The 12,375-nt window shown below is 62.4% G+C and carries 12 protein-coding genes; 6 read left to right on the top strand and 6 right to left on the bottom strand.

The genetic code is table 11. From position 1 onward, the window contains the following. Positions 1-64 precede the first annotated feature (64 nt). The 5 genes from ACQ4WS_RS05420 to queE form a co-directional block, all read right to left on the bottom strand. Positions 65-1,219: a hemin-degrading factor gene (locus ACQ4WS_RS05420; RefSeq protein WP_436474353.1), complete on the bottom strand. Its 1,155-nt coding sequence runs from the start codon at positions 1,217-1,219 to the stop codon at positions 65-67. A gap of 62 nt (positions 1,220-1,281) precedes the next feature. After that, entirely contained in the window at positions 1,282-3,645 is a 2,364-nt protein-coding gene (locus ACQ4WS_RS05415; protein ID WP_436474351.1) for a TonB-dependent hemoglobin/transferrin/lactoferrin family receptor, read from the bottom strand. 201 nt (positions 3,646-3,846) lie between these two features. Further along, positions 3,847-4,356, bottom strand: coding sequence for a tRNA adenosine(34) deaminase TadA (gene tadA, locus ACQ4WS_RS05410; RefSeq protein WP_436474349.1), 510 nt, complete (start codon positions 4,354-4,356; stop codon positions 3,847-3,849). After that, positions 4,349-4,795 carry a 6-carboxytetrahydropterin synthase QueD gene (queD, locus tag ACQ4WS_RS05405; protein WP_035819191.1) on the bottom strand — a complete coding sequence of 149 codons (447 nt, stop codon included), beginning with the start codon at positions 4,793-4,795 and terminating at the stop codon, positions 4,349-4,351. Before queD ends, tadA begins: the two co-directional genes overlap by 8 nt. A gap of 9 nt (positions 4,796-4,804) precedes the next feature. Further along, positions 4,805-5,440, bottom strand: a complete 636-nt coding sequence (gene queE / locus ACQ4WS_RS05400; RefSeq protein WP_436474346.1) for a 7-carboxy-7-deazaguanine synthase — start codon at positions 5,438-5,440, stop codon at positions 4,805-4,807. A gap of 260 nt (positions 5,441-5,700) precedes the next feature. Here queE and ACQ4WS_RS05395 point away from each other — a divergent pair, with 260 nt between their 5' ends. From ACQ4WS_RS05395 to ACQ4WS_RS05370, 6 genes are all read left to right on the top strand, one after another. Then, complete coding sequence (locus tag ACQ4WS_RS05395) at positions 5,701-6,600, top strand: sensor histidine kinase (RefSeq protein WP_436474345.1); 900 nt, start codon at positions 5,701-5,703, stop codon at positions 6,598-6,600. Positions 6,601-6,688: 88 nt separating this feature from the next. Next, entirely contained in the window at positions 6,689-7,687 is a 999-nt protein-coding gene (locus ACQ4WS_RS05390; protein ID WP_436474343.1) for a sensor domain-containing diguanylate cyclase, read from the top strand. A gap of 69 nt (positions 7,688-7,756) precedes the next feature. After that, complete coding sequence (locus ACQ4WS_RS05385; protein ID WP_436474341.1) at positions 7,757-8,044, top strand: type II toxin-antitoxin system Phd/YefM family antitoxin; 288 nt, start codon at positions 7,757-7,759, stop codon at positions 8,042-8,044. Continuing rightward, positions 8,031-8,378, top strand: coding sequence for a type II toxin-antitoxin system RelE/ParE family toxin (locus ACQ4WS_RS05380; protein ID WP_436474339.1), 348 nt, complete (start codon positions 8,031-8,033; stop codon positions 8,376-8,378). Before ACQ4WS_RS05385 ends, ACQ4WS_RS05380 begins: the two co-directional genes overlap by 14 nt. Positions 8,379-8,454: 76 nt before the next feature. Continuing rightward, a complete protein-coding gene (locus ACQ4WS_RS05375; RefSeq protein ID WP_436474337.1) occupies positions 8,455-11,331 on the top strand; it encodes a M16 family metallopeptidase in 2,877 nt (958 codons plus the stop codon). A gap of 106 nt (positions 11,332-11,437) precedes the next feature. Then, positions 11,438-12,073 carry a VOC family protein gene (locus ACQ4WS_RS05370; RefSeq protein WP_436474335.1) on the top strand — a complete coding sequence of 212 codons (636 nt, stop codon included), beginning with the start codon at positions 11,438-11,440 and terminating at the stop codon, positions 12,071-12,073. A 37-nt stretch (positions 12,074-12,110) separates the two neighbouring features. Here ACQ4WS_RS05370 and ACQ4WS_RS05365 read toward each other — a convergent pair whose 3' ends face one another. Beyond that, a complete protein-coding gene (locus tag ACQ4WS_RS05365; RefSeq protein ID WP_436474334.1) occupies positions 12,111-12,365 on the bottom strand; it encodes a hypothetical protein in 255 nt (84 codons plus the stop codon). Positions 12,366-12,375 lie beyond the last annotated feature (10 nt).

Here is a 12,375-nt window from a genome sequence, read left to right as displayed (position 1 = left end):
CTCATGCGTAAGTCGATATAAAGTGTTGCCGCGCCGGTACGCCGGGCGGCAACGGTGCTGCTATTTATTTGGCTTTTGGCAAGGAATCGGCCAGGTCCACCCACGCTTGCGGCTGCGGCTTGCCCCGTTCGCGCACGCCGAAGAAGGAGACCACTTGCGTGCCATCGTTATCGAAGAATTCGACCGAGGTGACACCGCCGCGCTTGACGACCCAGCCGCTGCGCAGGGCCGTGTCGCGGATGTGCAGGTTGAAATCGGGATCCAGCACGTTGAAGAAGCCGCCGGCTGCCATGGTTTTCTCGATCTTGCCGCTATAGATCTGCGTCAAGCCATCATTGCCCAGGAACACCATGATGGCGACCTTGTCCTTCGCCGCGTTTTCCAGCAGGGTGCGCAACGCGGCAGGCGTCACGCGCTCGACCACGCCGGCCGGCGCCAGGCGCAGGGCCTGTTCGCGCGTCAAATGGAATTCACGCATGATTTGCGCAAACTGGTGCACGTCCGTCATGTCTTTCCAGGCCAGCTGGAATTCCTTGACGTCGATTTCGGCATCCGGCTTTTCCGCCGCTTTCGGCGCCACGGCCAGCACGTTCAATTCCGCGCTTTGCTGTGGCATACGGAAGGTTGCCACCAATTTATCGTAGACGGCCACGCCCGCTTCGTTGCGCAGATAGATTTTGTGCACGGCCGTGCCGTTGGCATCAAAAAACTGCAGGCTGCGGGTCGGCTTGCCATCGCGGCCTGCTTGTTCCACGGCAAATGCGTATTTCCAGTGTTCAAAGTGGAAACGCAGGTCGATCGATCCGCCCAGGTAGCCGCCCGCGATATTGCGCTGGCGCGCTTGCGTTTCCGGGTCCTTGGCATCGGCTTGCTCGGATTTATCGCCCGCCTGCTTGAATTTGCTGGCGACGCCTGTCGTTTCGATGACGCCATTTTCATTGCGGGTGATCGCTTGCACGATGCCCAGGTCCAGCGCGGCGCGCATGATTTCGCGTGGCCCGTTGCCGTCGGCCTGCAAGCGCGTGACGCCCTTGCCAATGTTGGTTGCCAACAATTGCGCTTCAGACACACCCAGCGCGCGCGCCGCGTCGCGGATCTGCAGCTTCGGCTGTTCCGTGCGCAAGGTGGACCAGCGTTCCGCCAAGGTGGCTGGGGCCGCGGTTGCGTTTGCAATCAGCAGGCTGCCTAGCAGGGATAGAACGAGTTTGGATAACTTCATAAATAGACCATTCAATCAAACATGGAAAAAAAGAGGGGCAAGCACCCCTCCCCGGTAAAAAATCAATAGTTGACGCTGAGGCTGGCGGCAACGTTGCGCCCTGGCTTGGCATAGCGCTCGATCTCTGCGCGGTTGGCGGCCGTGGTGCCGGCAGACAGGCTGCGCGCGGCGGCGTAATCCCAGTACTTGCGATCCGTCAAGTTGTACACGCCGACGATGATCTTGGCGTTCTTGTGCACGTTCCAGTAGGTCGACAGGTCGAAGATGGTGTACGACGGCACCTTGAAGCGCGGCGCGGTCGTGCCCATCAACAAGTCGTTCGGCGCCTGTTTATCGCCTGCATGCAAGGCTGTCAGCTCCAGGCCGAACAAATTGTTGCTATGGTCGTAGCCGAAAGTCAGCGCCGTCTTGGCCGGCGCCACCGAGGCCAGTCCGCCGCTCTCGCCCGTCCGGGTATTGAAAGAGCGGCCCTTGGCCACGCCCGTGGCCAGATCGATGCGGTAGCCCTGCATGGCAGGCGACCAGGCGCCCAGTTCCGCGTGCAAGCTCAGCTCGCCCCCCCAGGTGCGGGCATTGCCGATGTTTTCCGGACGGAACAAGCCCTGGGTGATGGTGGGATAGTTCACCGGGTCATCTTCCTGCATCACATACTCGATCATGTTCTTGTATTCCGTCTGGTAGACGGAGGCGTGCAGGCTCAAGCCCCTGGTCACGTCGCCCTTCAAGCCCAGTTCATAGGCCTGGCTGGTTTCCTTGCGCAAATTCGCATTGCCCAGCACGGCATAACCCTTGCCTGCGCCCGTATAGCTGAAGGAGTCATAGGTGCCCGTGCGCTCGGCCGCCGTCGGCAGGCGCGTGCCGCGCGTCACGCTGGCATAGGCATGCATTTGCGGCAGCACTTCCACGGACAGGCTCAGGCTGGGCGTGAAATAGGTGTCGCTATCCTTGCGCACTTCCTTGGCCGCGCTGGGTACGGCGATCACATAGTTTTGCAGGTTTTTCGGCTTCAGCTTGCGGTAGTCGGCGCGCAGGCCCGGCGTCAGTACGGCTTTCTTGCCAGCAAGATTAAAGCTGAGGTCGTCGCGCACGTACAGGGCCAGCTTGCTCGTGTCCATGTCCGCCATACGGTTCTTGCGCGTGATCTGGTGCACGCCAGTGGCGATGATGGTGCGGTCTTCCACCCATGGACGGCGCGATTGCGCCTGTTCCAGTTGCACGCCATACAGCAGCGCGTTGTCGGCATTGAGCTGCTTGAACGCTTCCGAGCTCAGGCCGATGCTGTCATTCTTGAAGCTGGTGTCTATGGCACGCTGGGACGGGCTGCCGAAGGTGTAGCGGCCTTGCGTCTTGTCATCGATCTTCGCATTCTGCAGATACACTTTCGACGTCAGGCGGTCGAACAGGGCGAAGTTTTTCAGTGCCACATCGTGGCCCAGACTGACACGCGTGCGCCTGGTGGTGGAATCTTGCTGCACGCCCGTCGGATAATACGTGCTGACCTTGTTGCGCAGATCGCGCTTGTTCTTGCGTTCGAACATGTCAACCGTCAAGTCCAGCTTTTGTTCGCCCGGCAAGGCCCACACCAGCTTGGACAACAAGGCGTTCGAATGCCAGTCGTCGGGGTTGACGGTGGCGCTGCCGCGGCTGTCGAGCTGCTCGCCATCGCGGTGCACGTACACGGCCAGGCCTTGCAGATTGGCGCCGATCTTGGCCGCGCCCGTCAGGGTGTGCGCATTGCTGCGGTCGGCGGTCGCGCGGCCGTATTTATACGCCACGTAATGGTCTTGCCCTTCGCCCAGGTAATCCTCGGGCGACTTGGTGATGAAGGCCACGCCACCGCCCAGGCCGGGATTGGCGCCACTGACGGAGGTCGTGCCCGACTCGATGCGCACTTCGCGAAAGGTTTCTGGATCAAAATAGTCACGGCCCGTGCCGAAGGCGTTCAGGGTGGTGCCATCGGGCTTCGGCGCCGCGTCCGGCAGGGAAATGCCATCCACGTCCAGGCTGACCCGGTTGCCTTCCAGGCCACGGATGTTGTAGCCCGTGTTGCCCGCGCCATCCCAGATACCGCCGCCGCCCGAGGCCGCCATTGGCGTGCTGATCAACGGCTGATAGCGCACGACACCGGCCATGTCGCTGACGCCACGGCGCTCCAGGTCGTCGCTGCGGATCACCGTCCTGGTGCCGGCGCGGCGCTCGTAATCCTGCTTGGCGTTGACGACGATTTCAGGGAAAACAGGCAGCTTGGCAGCTTCCTGGGCGGCCGTGCCCGCATTGATGGCGGCCGTTTGCGCGAAGGCAGGCAGCAGCGGCGCGGCGAATAGGCTCAGCAAGGCGGCGCGCAGCACCAGGTTGTGGCGGCGGGCAGGCAGATAAGCTGGAGATACGGCGGGTGCAGCGGTGCGCTGCGGAAGCACAGTAGTCATGATGATCCGGTCTAAGAGTAAAGGCTGGCTCTTGAACCCGGATCGATAACGATACGCAAGGGAAGTTTGCTGGCGAAAACAATACTGTAACACGAATCATTCTCATTTGAGAATGGCAAAGTAGTCTAGACAGATGTTATTTCGCAACAATTACAAAAATGCCAGCCTGGAGGGCTGGCACGGATGGCAGGCTGGGCAATACTACGCTGGCGGATGGGCCAGCTTGCGCGCTTGCGCCTGCGCGCGGCGGCGCTCGGCAAAGAAACGCTTGAGGAAAGCGCCGCACTCGTCGGCCAGCACGCCGCCAACGATCGCCGTCTGGTGGTTCAGCGCCGGCTGCTCGAACAGGTTCAGCACGGAACCGCAGGCGCCCGTCTTCGGATCGCCCGCGCCGTACACCACGCGCGCCAGGCGCGCATGCAGCATGGCGCCCGAGCACATCACGCACGGTTCCAGCGTCACGTACAGCTCGCAGCCGGGCAAGCGGTAGTTGCCCAGCTTTTCGGCGGCCGCGCGCAGCGCCATCACTTCCGCGTGCGCCGTGGGGTCGTGGCGGCCGATGGGCTGGTTGCAGCCCACGGCGATGACTTCCCCATCCTTGACGACGACGGCGCCGACGGGCACCTCGCCCAGGTCCCACGCATGCTGGGCCTGCTCCAGGGCCAGCTGCATGTAGCGCGCGTCCTGCGCGCTAGCGTGCGTTTCAGTCATCGGTCACTTCTGCCCAGCAATTCGGCGTTTCGTGCAGCACCAATTTATGCAGATGCAAGCCCGTGCCGAAATGGTCGGTGAACGCCGCTTTCAGGATCTCGAAAGCGATGCGCGCCAGGTTTTCCACGGTCGGAATGCGGTCGATGACGACGGTTTTATGGTCAGGCAGGCTGGCCAGGAAGTCGCGCACGGCCGTGTCTTTTTCATACACGAGGAAGGCGTGGTCCCAGACGTCGACCAGGTGCTGCTTGGCCAGGGTTTTCACGTCGGAAAAGTCCATGATCATGCCATTGTCGGAATTGCCTTCCGCTTCGATGACCTTGCCGACCAGGGTGATTTCCACCGTGTAGCGGTGGCCGTGCAGATTGCGGCACTGGCTTTTGTGGTCGGGAATGCGGTGGCCCGCGTCGAATTCGAGCTTGCGTGTGATAGTCAGCATATTGTTTTATTAAGGTATTTGCAGGAGTTTATGGGTTTGCAGGCTCAGCTTCCACTTCGGGTTGCTTTTGCACGTCTCGATGGCCAGCTGCATGTTGTGCGCGGCCAGGGGGCCGTCCATCGCCTGCACGAAGAAGTTCTCGAAGTCCAGTTGTTCGTAGGCGGCCAGGTCTTGCTGGAACTGGGGAATGACCACCTTGATTTCGTTACCCTTGTGCACCACCAGGGTGGAGCCCATCTTCGGGCTGACGCAGATCCAGTCCACGCCGGCCGGCACGGGCAAGGTGCCATTGGTTTCGATGGCGATGGTAAAACCCACCGCATGCATGGCGGCTATCAGGGCCGTGTCCAGTTGCAGCAGCGGTTCGCCGCCCGTAAACACCACGTATTTGCTGGGCGCGTAGCTGGCTGGCCACAGGCTGTCGATCAGCGCGGCCAATTCCTGCGGTGTCTTGAACTTGCCGCCCAGTTCGCCGTCCGTGCCAACGAAATCCGTGTCGCAGAACTGGCACACGGCCGTGGCGCGGTCGCTTTCGCGGCCCGTCCACAGGTTGCAGCCGGAAAAGCGGCAAAACACGGCCGGACGGCCCGCGTGCGCACCTTCGCCCTGCAGGGTGTAAAAAATCTCTTTGATGCTATAAGTCACTGTATTTCCTAAGAGCTGGCTGGCGCAGCGCGCCGTCACCGCAAAAGCCGATTGACAACCCTCTATTATATGCCGCCACGACATTTTCCGTGCAAATGCCGTGCCTGCTACCTGCCGCTGCGCCATCCAGGGCGCAAGAAAGCCATATCCGCAGGCATAACTGCGCAGCTTTTGCGCTTAGACAATATAAATAGCCCCCAGTTAATATATTTTCTGTAAGAACATTGCCTGATGGAAAATATTTTTTAGGGAGCATGGACATGCTGCAACGCTGGCTACGCCCGCCGTACCGCCTGAGCATTCTGGCCTGCCTGGCTGCCGGCGCACTCGCTTCCCTGCACGCCGGCCATGCCGCCTGGCCCATGGTGTTGGCCGGCACCCCCGCATACCTGATAGCGGCTTGTGCCGTCCTGCTGGGTGTGCTGGCCTTGCTGCTGTGGCGCCAGCGCCGTCTGGCGCTGCGCCTGCAGGCGCTGGAACAGCTGCGCGCGGACGCCGAGCAGGCGCGCATGGCCAGCGGGCAGCACAAGGCGCGCACACAGGAACGCCTGCGCATCGGGCGCGACATCCACGACGACCTGGGCCAGCATCTGCTGACACTGAAAATCGACCTGGCCATGCTGCAGACCAGCACGCATGACGCGGCGCCCTTGCTGGCGCGGCAACTGGCCATGATGGCGCGCAATGTCGACCTCAGCATCGCGGCGCTGCGCTGCGTCATCCATGATTTGCGCCCGCCCGCCCTCGACGCGGGCCTGCAAACGGCGTGCGACGGCTTGCTGGCGGACTTCCAGCGCAGCACGGGCATCGATTGCCGCTGCGATTACCGGCTCGACGCCGCCGCCGGCAGCGCGCACGGTTCACTGCTATACCACGCGCTGCAGGAAGCGCTGGCCAATATCGCCCGCCATGCGCGCGCCACGCATGTCCAGCTATGTCTGCAGCAAGTGGGCGCCACCCTGGCATGCCGCATCAGCGACGACGGCGTCGGACTGTCGGGTTCGCCGCCGCGCCTCGGTTGCGGCCTGTCCGGCATGCATGAGCGCGTGGCCGCCGCCGGCGGCAGCCTGCACATTGAAAGCCATAGCGGCGCCGGCACCACCTTGCGCCTGTCGCTGCCCCTGCCAGGCTGCCACGACGAGGCGATGGTGCATCACTGAAAATATTGCTCAATATCAACACCATCGGCCCGCCACACTGCATCATGGCCAGCGAGCCAGCCCCATTCACCCCAAAAAGGATGCTTACATGCCGGATAGCCATGTACTCGCCAGCACACCGCCCTGCGATGAAGCCCAGGGTTTCGCCGTCAAGATGATGGAATTGCTGGTGGTGCCCACCTTTGTCCTCGACGTGCATGGCCAGGTGATGATCTGGAACCGCGCCTGCGAGCAATTGACGGGCGTGCCGGCGGCCGAAGTGCTGCGCACGCGCGAGCCGGGCCGCTGCTTCTACAACGACGAGCGCCCCACCCTGGCCGACCTGCTGCTGGCCGGGCGCAGCGGCGACATGCGCGCGCTGCACGCGCAGCAGCAATACCGCAGCAGCACGGGCAGCAATCTGTGCGCGGAAAACTGGTGCGACATGCCGCGCACGGGACGGCGGCGCTACCTGGCCGTCGATGCCAGCCCCATCTATGGCAATCACGGCGAACTGATCGCCGTGGTGGAAACCTTGCGCGACATGACGGAGGAAAAGCGCGCGCAGGTGGAACTGGAACGCCTGGCCACGCGCGACGGCCTGACGGGGCTGGCAAACCGGCGCTGCTTCGACGACACCATCCTTGCCGAATGGCGGCGCGCCCAGCGCCAGGGCCAGCCCCTGTCGCTGCTGATGGTCGATGTCGACAATTTCAAGGAGTACAACGACAGCCACGGCCACCAGGGCGGCGACCTGTGCCTGCGCAAGGTGGCCGGTGCCGTGGCCAGCGAAATGCGCACGAACGACCTGGTGGCCCGCTATGGCGGCGAAGAATTTGCCGTCATCCTGCCGAACCAGTCGCTCAAGGGCGCGGCCATCGTGGCCGAACGCATCCGCCAGCGCGTCGAGCGGCTGCAGTTGCCGCGCCAGCGCCCCGATGCTAGCAGTGCCTGCGCCTGCGTCACCGTCAGCATCGGCGCCGCCACGGCCCTGCCCGGCCCCGGCACGGAACTGGGCCAGTTGATCCACACGGCCGACTGCGCCCTGTACCGCGCCAAGCACCTGGGCCGCAACCGCATCAGCCTGCCGGAAACGACGCTCACATAGGCAACAAGGAAGCACGACCAAATTTGGTGTATATTTAGTCCTACCCTACTTTTCAATTGCGGAGCCGCCATGAACCTCAAGGAACGCATCAAGCCGATTTCCTACCTGAAGGCCAATACGACGGAAATCGTCAACGGCTTCGACGCAGGCCAGGACGAACCCATCATCATCACGCAAAATGGCGAAGCGAAGATGGTCGTGCTGTCCATGCACGCGTATCAGGAAGGCAAGCAGCAAGCGCGGCAGATGCAGGAGCAGCATGCATTCATGAAACTGATCGCCATGGGCAACCAGGACATCGCGCGCGGCGACGTGGTGTCCGAAGAAGACTTCCTGGCCAGCCTTGACCAGGCTTGAGATGGCGCGCATCGTCGTGCTGAACAGCGCCGCAACCGATTTCAGGGAATTGCGCAGCGACTTCCAGGCGCGCCATACGGCCGCCGCCCAGGCGCAGTTCCTCCTGGCTTTCCGGCAACTGTTCGCTGACCTGAAAGCCTTTCCCGACAGCGGCGCCCCCATCGAGGCCGCCCGCGAAGTTGGCATGGATGTGCGGCAACGCCTGTGCGAAGAGATCCGCGTCGTCTACCACCATGACCGCGCGCACGACATCGTATACATACGCATGTTCCTGCCGACCCGGCGCGATTTCCTGACCCATCTCACCACGCGCATCCTGCGGCCTGACTTTTAGCCCCTATGCAGGGCGGCACGAATATTCTATGCTGCGGCGTTGCACTTTCATAACATCCAAAAAAGAAGGAGCCCCCGTGTCAAGAATCATGCCCGCTTTATTACCCGCTTTCGCCCTGGCCCTGTCGGCCATGGCCTCGTCGAACCTGGGCGCCGCGCCCGTCAAACCGGCCGCCGCCCACAGTGCCGCCGCCAGCAAGGCCGATTTGCTGCCGTTCAAGGCCACGGAAAAGACCCTGCCCAATGGCTTGAAAATCATCATCGTGCCGACCGGCTTCCCCAACCTCGTTTCCTTGCAGATTCCCGTGCAGACGGGCTCGCGCAATGAAGTCGAGCCGGGCAAGTCCGGCTTCGCCCACTTCTTCGAACACATGATGTTCCGCGGCACCAAGGCGTATCCGCCCGAGAAATACCAGGAAGTCATCACCCGCGCCGGCGCGCGCCAGAATGCGTATACCAGCGACGACCTGACCAATTACCACACCACGTTTGCCAAGCAAGACCTGGAAACCGTGCTGAAGGTGGAGGCGGACCGCTTCCAGCACCTCGACTACGCGGAAGACGCGTTCAAGACGGAATCGCGGGCCGTGCTGGGCGAATACAACAAGAACAGCGCCAATCCCGTCTCGAAACTGTTCGAAGTGATGCGCGACAGCGCCTACACGACGCATACCTACAAGCACACGACGATGGGTTTCATCCAGGACATCGAAGACATGCCAAACCAGTATGCATATTCGAAGATCTTCTTCGACCGCTGGTACCGTCCCGAGCGCACCACCATCATCATCGCCGGCGACGTGGAACCGCAGCAAGCCATCGCACTGGTGGAAAAATACTGGAGCAACTGGCAGCGCGGCAAGCAGCAGGCGGGCGTACCCGTGGAGCCTAAGCCGCGCGGCCCCGTCTACAAGCACGTGGCCTGGCCCACGCCGACCCTGCCGTGGGTGGCCGTGGGCTTCCACGCGCCCGCGTTTTCCGTGAAGGACAAGGACCAGGCCGCGCTGGCAACGTTGCTGTCGCTGTCGTTCGGCCGCACTTCGCCCCTGTACAAGCGCTTGGTGCAAAACGAGCAAAAGGTCGATCAATTGTTCGACATGACGCCGGAGCGGGTCGACCCGACGCTGGCCGTGCTCGGCGCGCGCGTGAAAAACATCGATGACGCCGTCTATGTGCGCGACGCCATCCTGGCTACCGTGGCGCAGTTGCGCGACACGCCAGTGAGCGAAAAAGACCTGGCGGACGCCAAGTCGGCCGAAAAGTATGGGCTGATCCGCTCGCTCGACAACACGGAGCAGATCGCCGGCACCCTGGCTTCCTTCGTGCATTTCGACCGCTCGTACGCCACCATCAACCAGTACTACCGCCTCATCGATACGCTCACGCCGGCCGACCTGCAGGCGGCCGCGCGCAAATACCTGACGGACGACGGCCTGGTGGTGACGACCCTGTCGCACCAGCCAATGGCGGCCGCCATCGCCACCACGCCAAAACTGGCCAGCCTGCTGCCGGCCGCCTCGAACGCCAAATTCGACGTGCTGGTGCAAAAGTCCGCGCTGCCGCAAATCCGCTACAAGCTGCTGTTTATGGCCGGTTCCGCGCAAGACCCCAAAGGCAAGGAAGGTCTGGCCGCGCTGACGGCCGCCATGGTGGCGTCCGGCGGCTCGTCCGAGCGCAAGATCGACGAGGTCAACCAGGCCCTGTTCCCGCTGGCCGGCAGCTTCAGCCAGCAGACGGACAAGGAAATGACGACCTTTACGGGCTCCATCCACAAGGATAACTGGACGCAGTTCAACGCCATCGCCCTGCCGCTGCTGCTCTCGCCCGGCTTCCGCGAAGACGACTTCCGCCGCCTGAAGGATGCGCAAAAGAATGCGCTGCTGCTGGACCTGAAGGACAATAACGAAGAGGAATTCGCCAAGGAACGCCTGCAAACTAATGTGTATGCGGGCACGCCTTACGGCCACCCCGTGCTGGGCACGGTGGCAGGCATCGAGGCCATCACCCTCGACGATGTCAAACAGTTCTGGAAGAGCGCATATGCGCAAGGCGCCGTCAAGGTGGGCATTTCCGGCGATGTGTCCGACGCCATGACGGCGGCGCTGACGCAGGCGCTGGCGACGCTGCCGACCGGCCCCGGCTTGCCGGCCACGGTGAAACCCGCAGGCCGCAAGGCGCAGGGCCTGGAGGTGGAAATCATCGAGAAAAACACGCGCGCCACGGCGATTTCCTTCGGCCTGCCTTTGGAGGTGACGCGCACGCATCCGGACTTCCCCGCCCTGTGGCTGGCGAAAACCTGGCTGGGCGAGCACCGCGCCTCGAATTCCTACCTGTACCAGCGCATCCGTGAAATCCGCGGCATGAACTATGGCGATTACGCGTATATCGAAGCCTTCCCGCGCGGCATGGTCCAATTTTTCCCGAATCCGAACCTGGGCCGCAAGGCGCAGCTGTTCGAAATCTGGATACGCCCCGTGGCGCCCGACAACGCCCACTTCGCCCTGCGCGTGGCCCTGACGGAATTGGGTAAGCTCATCGACAACGGCCTGACGCAGGACGATTTCGCCACCACGCGCGACTACCTGATGAAGAACGTCTTCGTCATGACCTCGACGCAAGACCAGCAACTGGGTTATGCGCTCGACTCGCAATGGTATGGCACGCCCGAGTTCACCAAGCTGATGCGTGATGGCTTGTCGAAACTGACGGTGGCCGACGTCAACCGCGCCATCAAACAGCATTTGTCGGCAAAGAACCTGTCCGTGGTGATCGTCGCCAAGGATGCGGCCGGCTTGAAGGAAAAACTCGTCAGCGACGCGTTTTCGCCCATCAAGTACGACGGCAACAAGCCGCAGGCCCTGCTCGATGAAGACAAGGTCATCGGCGCGATGAAGCTGAACATCCAGCCGGCAGCCGTCACCGTGACGCCAGCGGCGCAGGCGTTCGCGAAGTAAGGGCTTGCGCTGGATCAACCTCATCTGACGAAGCATGTCGGATGGGGTTGCCTCCCAGAATGAGCAGGCTTGAACACGTCCACCACCCAACGGTGAAGGATCTGCAATGCCACGCTGCCATATTGACCATATCGCCATCACGGCGCCAACGCTGGAAGCGGGGGCGGAGATGGTACGGCTGGCGCTGGGTGTGGAACCTCAGGCTGGCGGAGCGCATGCCCGCATGGGGACGCATAACCTTCTGCTGCGCCTTGGCGATTCGGTCTATCTGGAAGTGATCGCGCCCGACCCCAAGGCGCCGCGACCGTCCAGGCCCCGCTGGTTCTCGCTTGACACTCTGGCCGCCGATGCGGCGCCGGTACTCGCCACCTGGATAGCCCGCACCGCCGATATCCAGGCAAGCGTTGCGGCTTGTTCGGAGTCACTTGGCCATATCGAAACCATGAACCGGGGTACCCTGAATTGGCTGATCACCATTCCCGACGATGGCGCCTTGCGCCTGAATGGCGTCGCCCCGGCACTCATCGAGTGGCAGGCCGAAGCGCACCCGGCGGCCAGGCTGCAGGATCATGGGCTGTCCCTCATCAAGCTTGAACTGTTTCATCCCGAACCGGAACGCATTACCCGCTTGCTGCTATCGCTGGGCCTTGATCGCCAGCTGGCTGTGCACCCATCGACAGGGGAACGCGGCGCCCACCTGGTGGCCCACATCAATACGCCGCAGGGGCCGCGCCAACTGTAAGCCCGGGGGACGATCAACTGCGCCCGCGCTTGTCAACTCACTCGAAGGGATTAGCCACCGACGTCACTTCGGGCGGCGGCAGCTGCTCGGGCAGTTCCTGCTTTTCCAGCTGCGCCACCACGTCGGCCAGCAGTTTTTGCAGCTGTTTCGCCAGGGCCAGGCCCGGTTTGTCCAGGGTCAGGTCGATGTCGCCGCTGATGCTGATGCGGTCGATCCGGTTTTCGATGCTCAGGTTGCCAATGTCCAGCACATCGCTTTCATTGGCATACGGGACGAATTTCTTTGCGCACATGGGATTTCCT

It is taken from the genome of Janthinobacterium leeuwenhoeki (assembly GCF_051380795.1).
GTDB lineage: Bacteria > Pseudomonadota > Gammaproteobacteria > Burkholderiales > Burkholderiaceae_D > Janthinobacterium.
Note: the sequence above shows the minus strand (reverse complement) of the source record. Positions and strands in the feature narration are given on the sequence as shown.

Bases quoted from the DNA above. Each gene is read 5' to 3' on its own strand.
- tadA (WP_436474349.1), bottom strand. From the start codon at position 4,356: ATGACTGAAACGCACGCTAGCGCGCAGGACGCGCGCTACATGCAGCTG.
- ACQ4WS_RS05385 (WP_436474341.1), top strand. From the start codon at position 7,757: ATGAACCTCAAGGAACGCATCAAGCCGATTTCCTACCTGAAGGCCAAT.
- ACQ4WS_RS05390 (WP_436474343.1), top strand. From the start codon at position 6,689: ATGCCGGATAGCCATGTACTCGCCAGCACACCGCCCTGCGATGAAGCC.
- ACQ4WS_RS05420 (WP_436474353.1), bottom strand. From the start codon at position 1,219: ATGAAGTTATCCAAACTCGTTCTATCCCTGCTAGGCAGCCTGCTGATT.
- ACQ4WS_RS05395 (WP_436474345.1), top strand. From the start codon at position 5,701: ATGCTGCAACGCTGGCTACGCCCGCCGTACCGCCTGAGCATTCTGGCC.
- queD (WP_035819191.1), bottom strand. From the start codon at position 4,795: ATGCTGACTATCACACGCAAGCTCGAATTCGACGCGGGCCACCGCATT.
- ACQ4WS_RS05370 (WP_436474335.1), top strand. From the start codon at position 11,438: ATGCCACGCTGCCATATTGACCATATCGCCATCACGGCGCCAACGCTG.
- ACQ4WS_RS05365 (WP_436474334.1), bottom strand. From the start codon at position 12,365: ATGTGCGCAAAGAAATTCGTCCCGTATGCCAATGAAAGCGATGTGCTG.
- ACQ4WS_RS05415 (WP_436474351.1), bottom strand. From the start codon at position 3,645: ATGACTACTGTGCTTCCGCAGCGCACCGCTGCACCCGCCGTATCTCCA.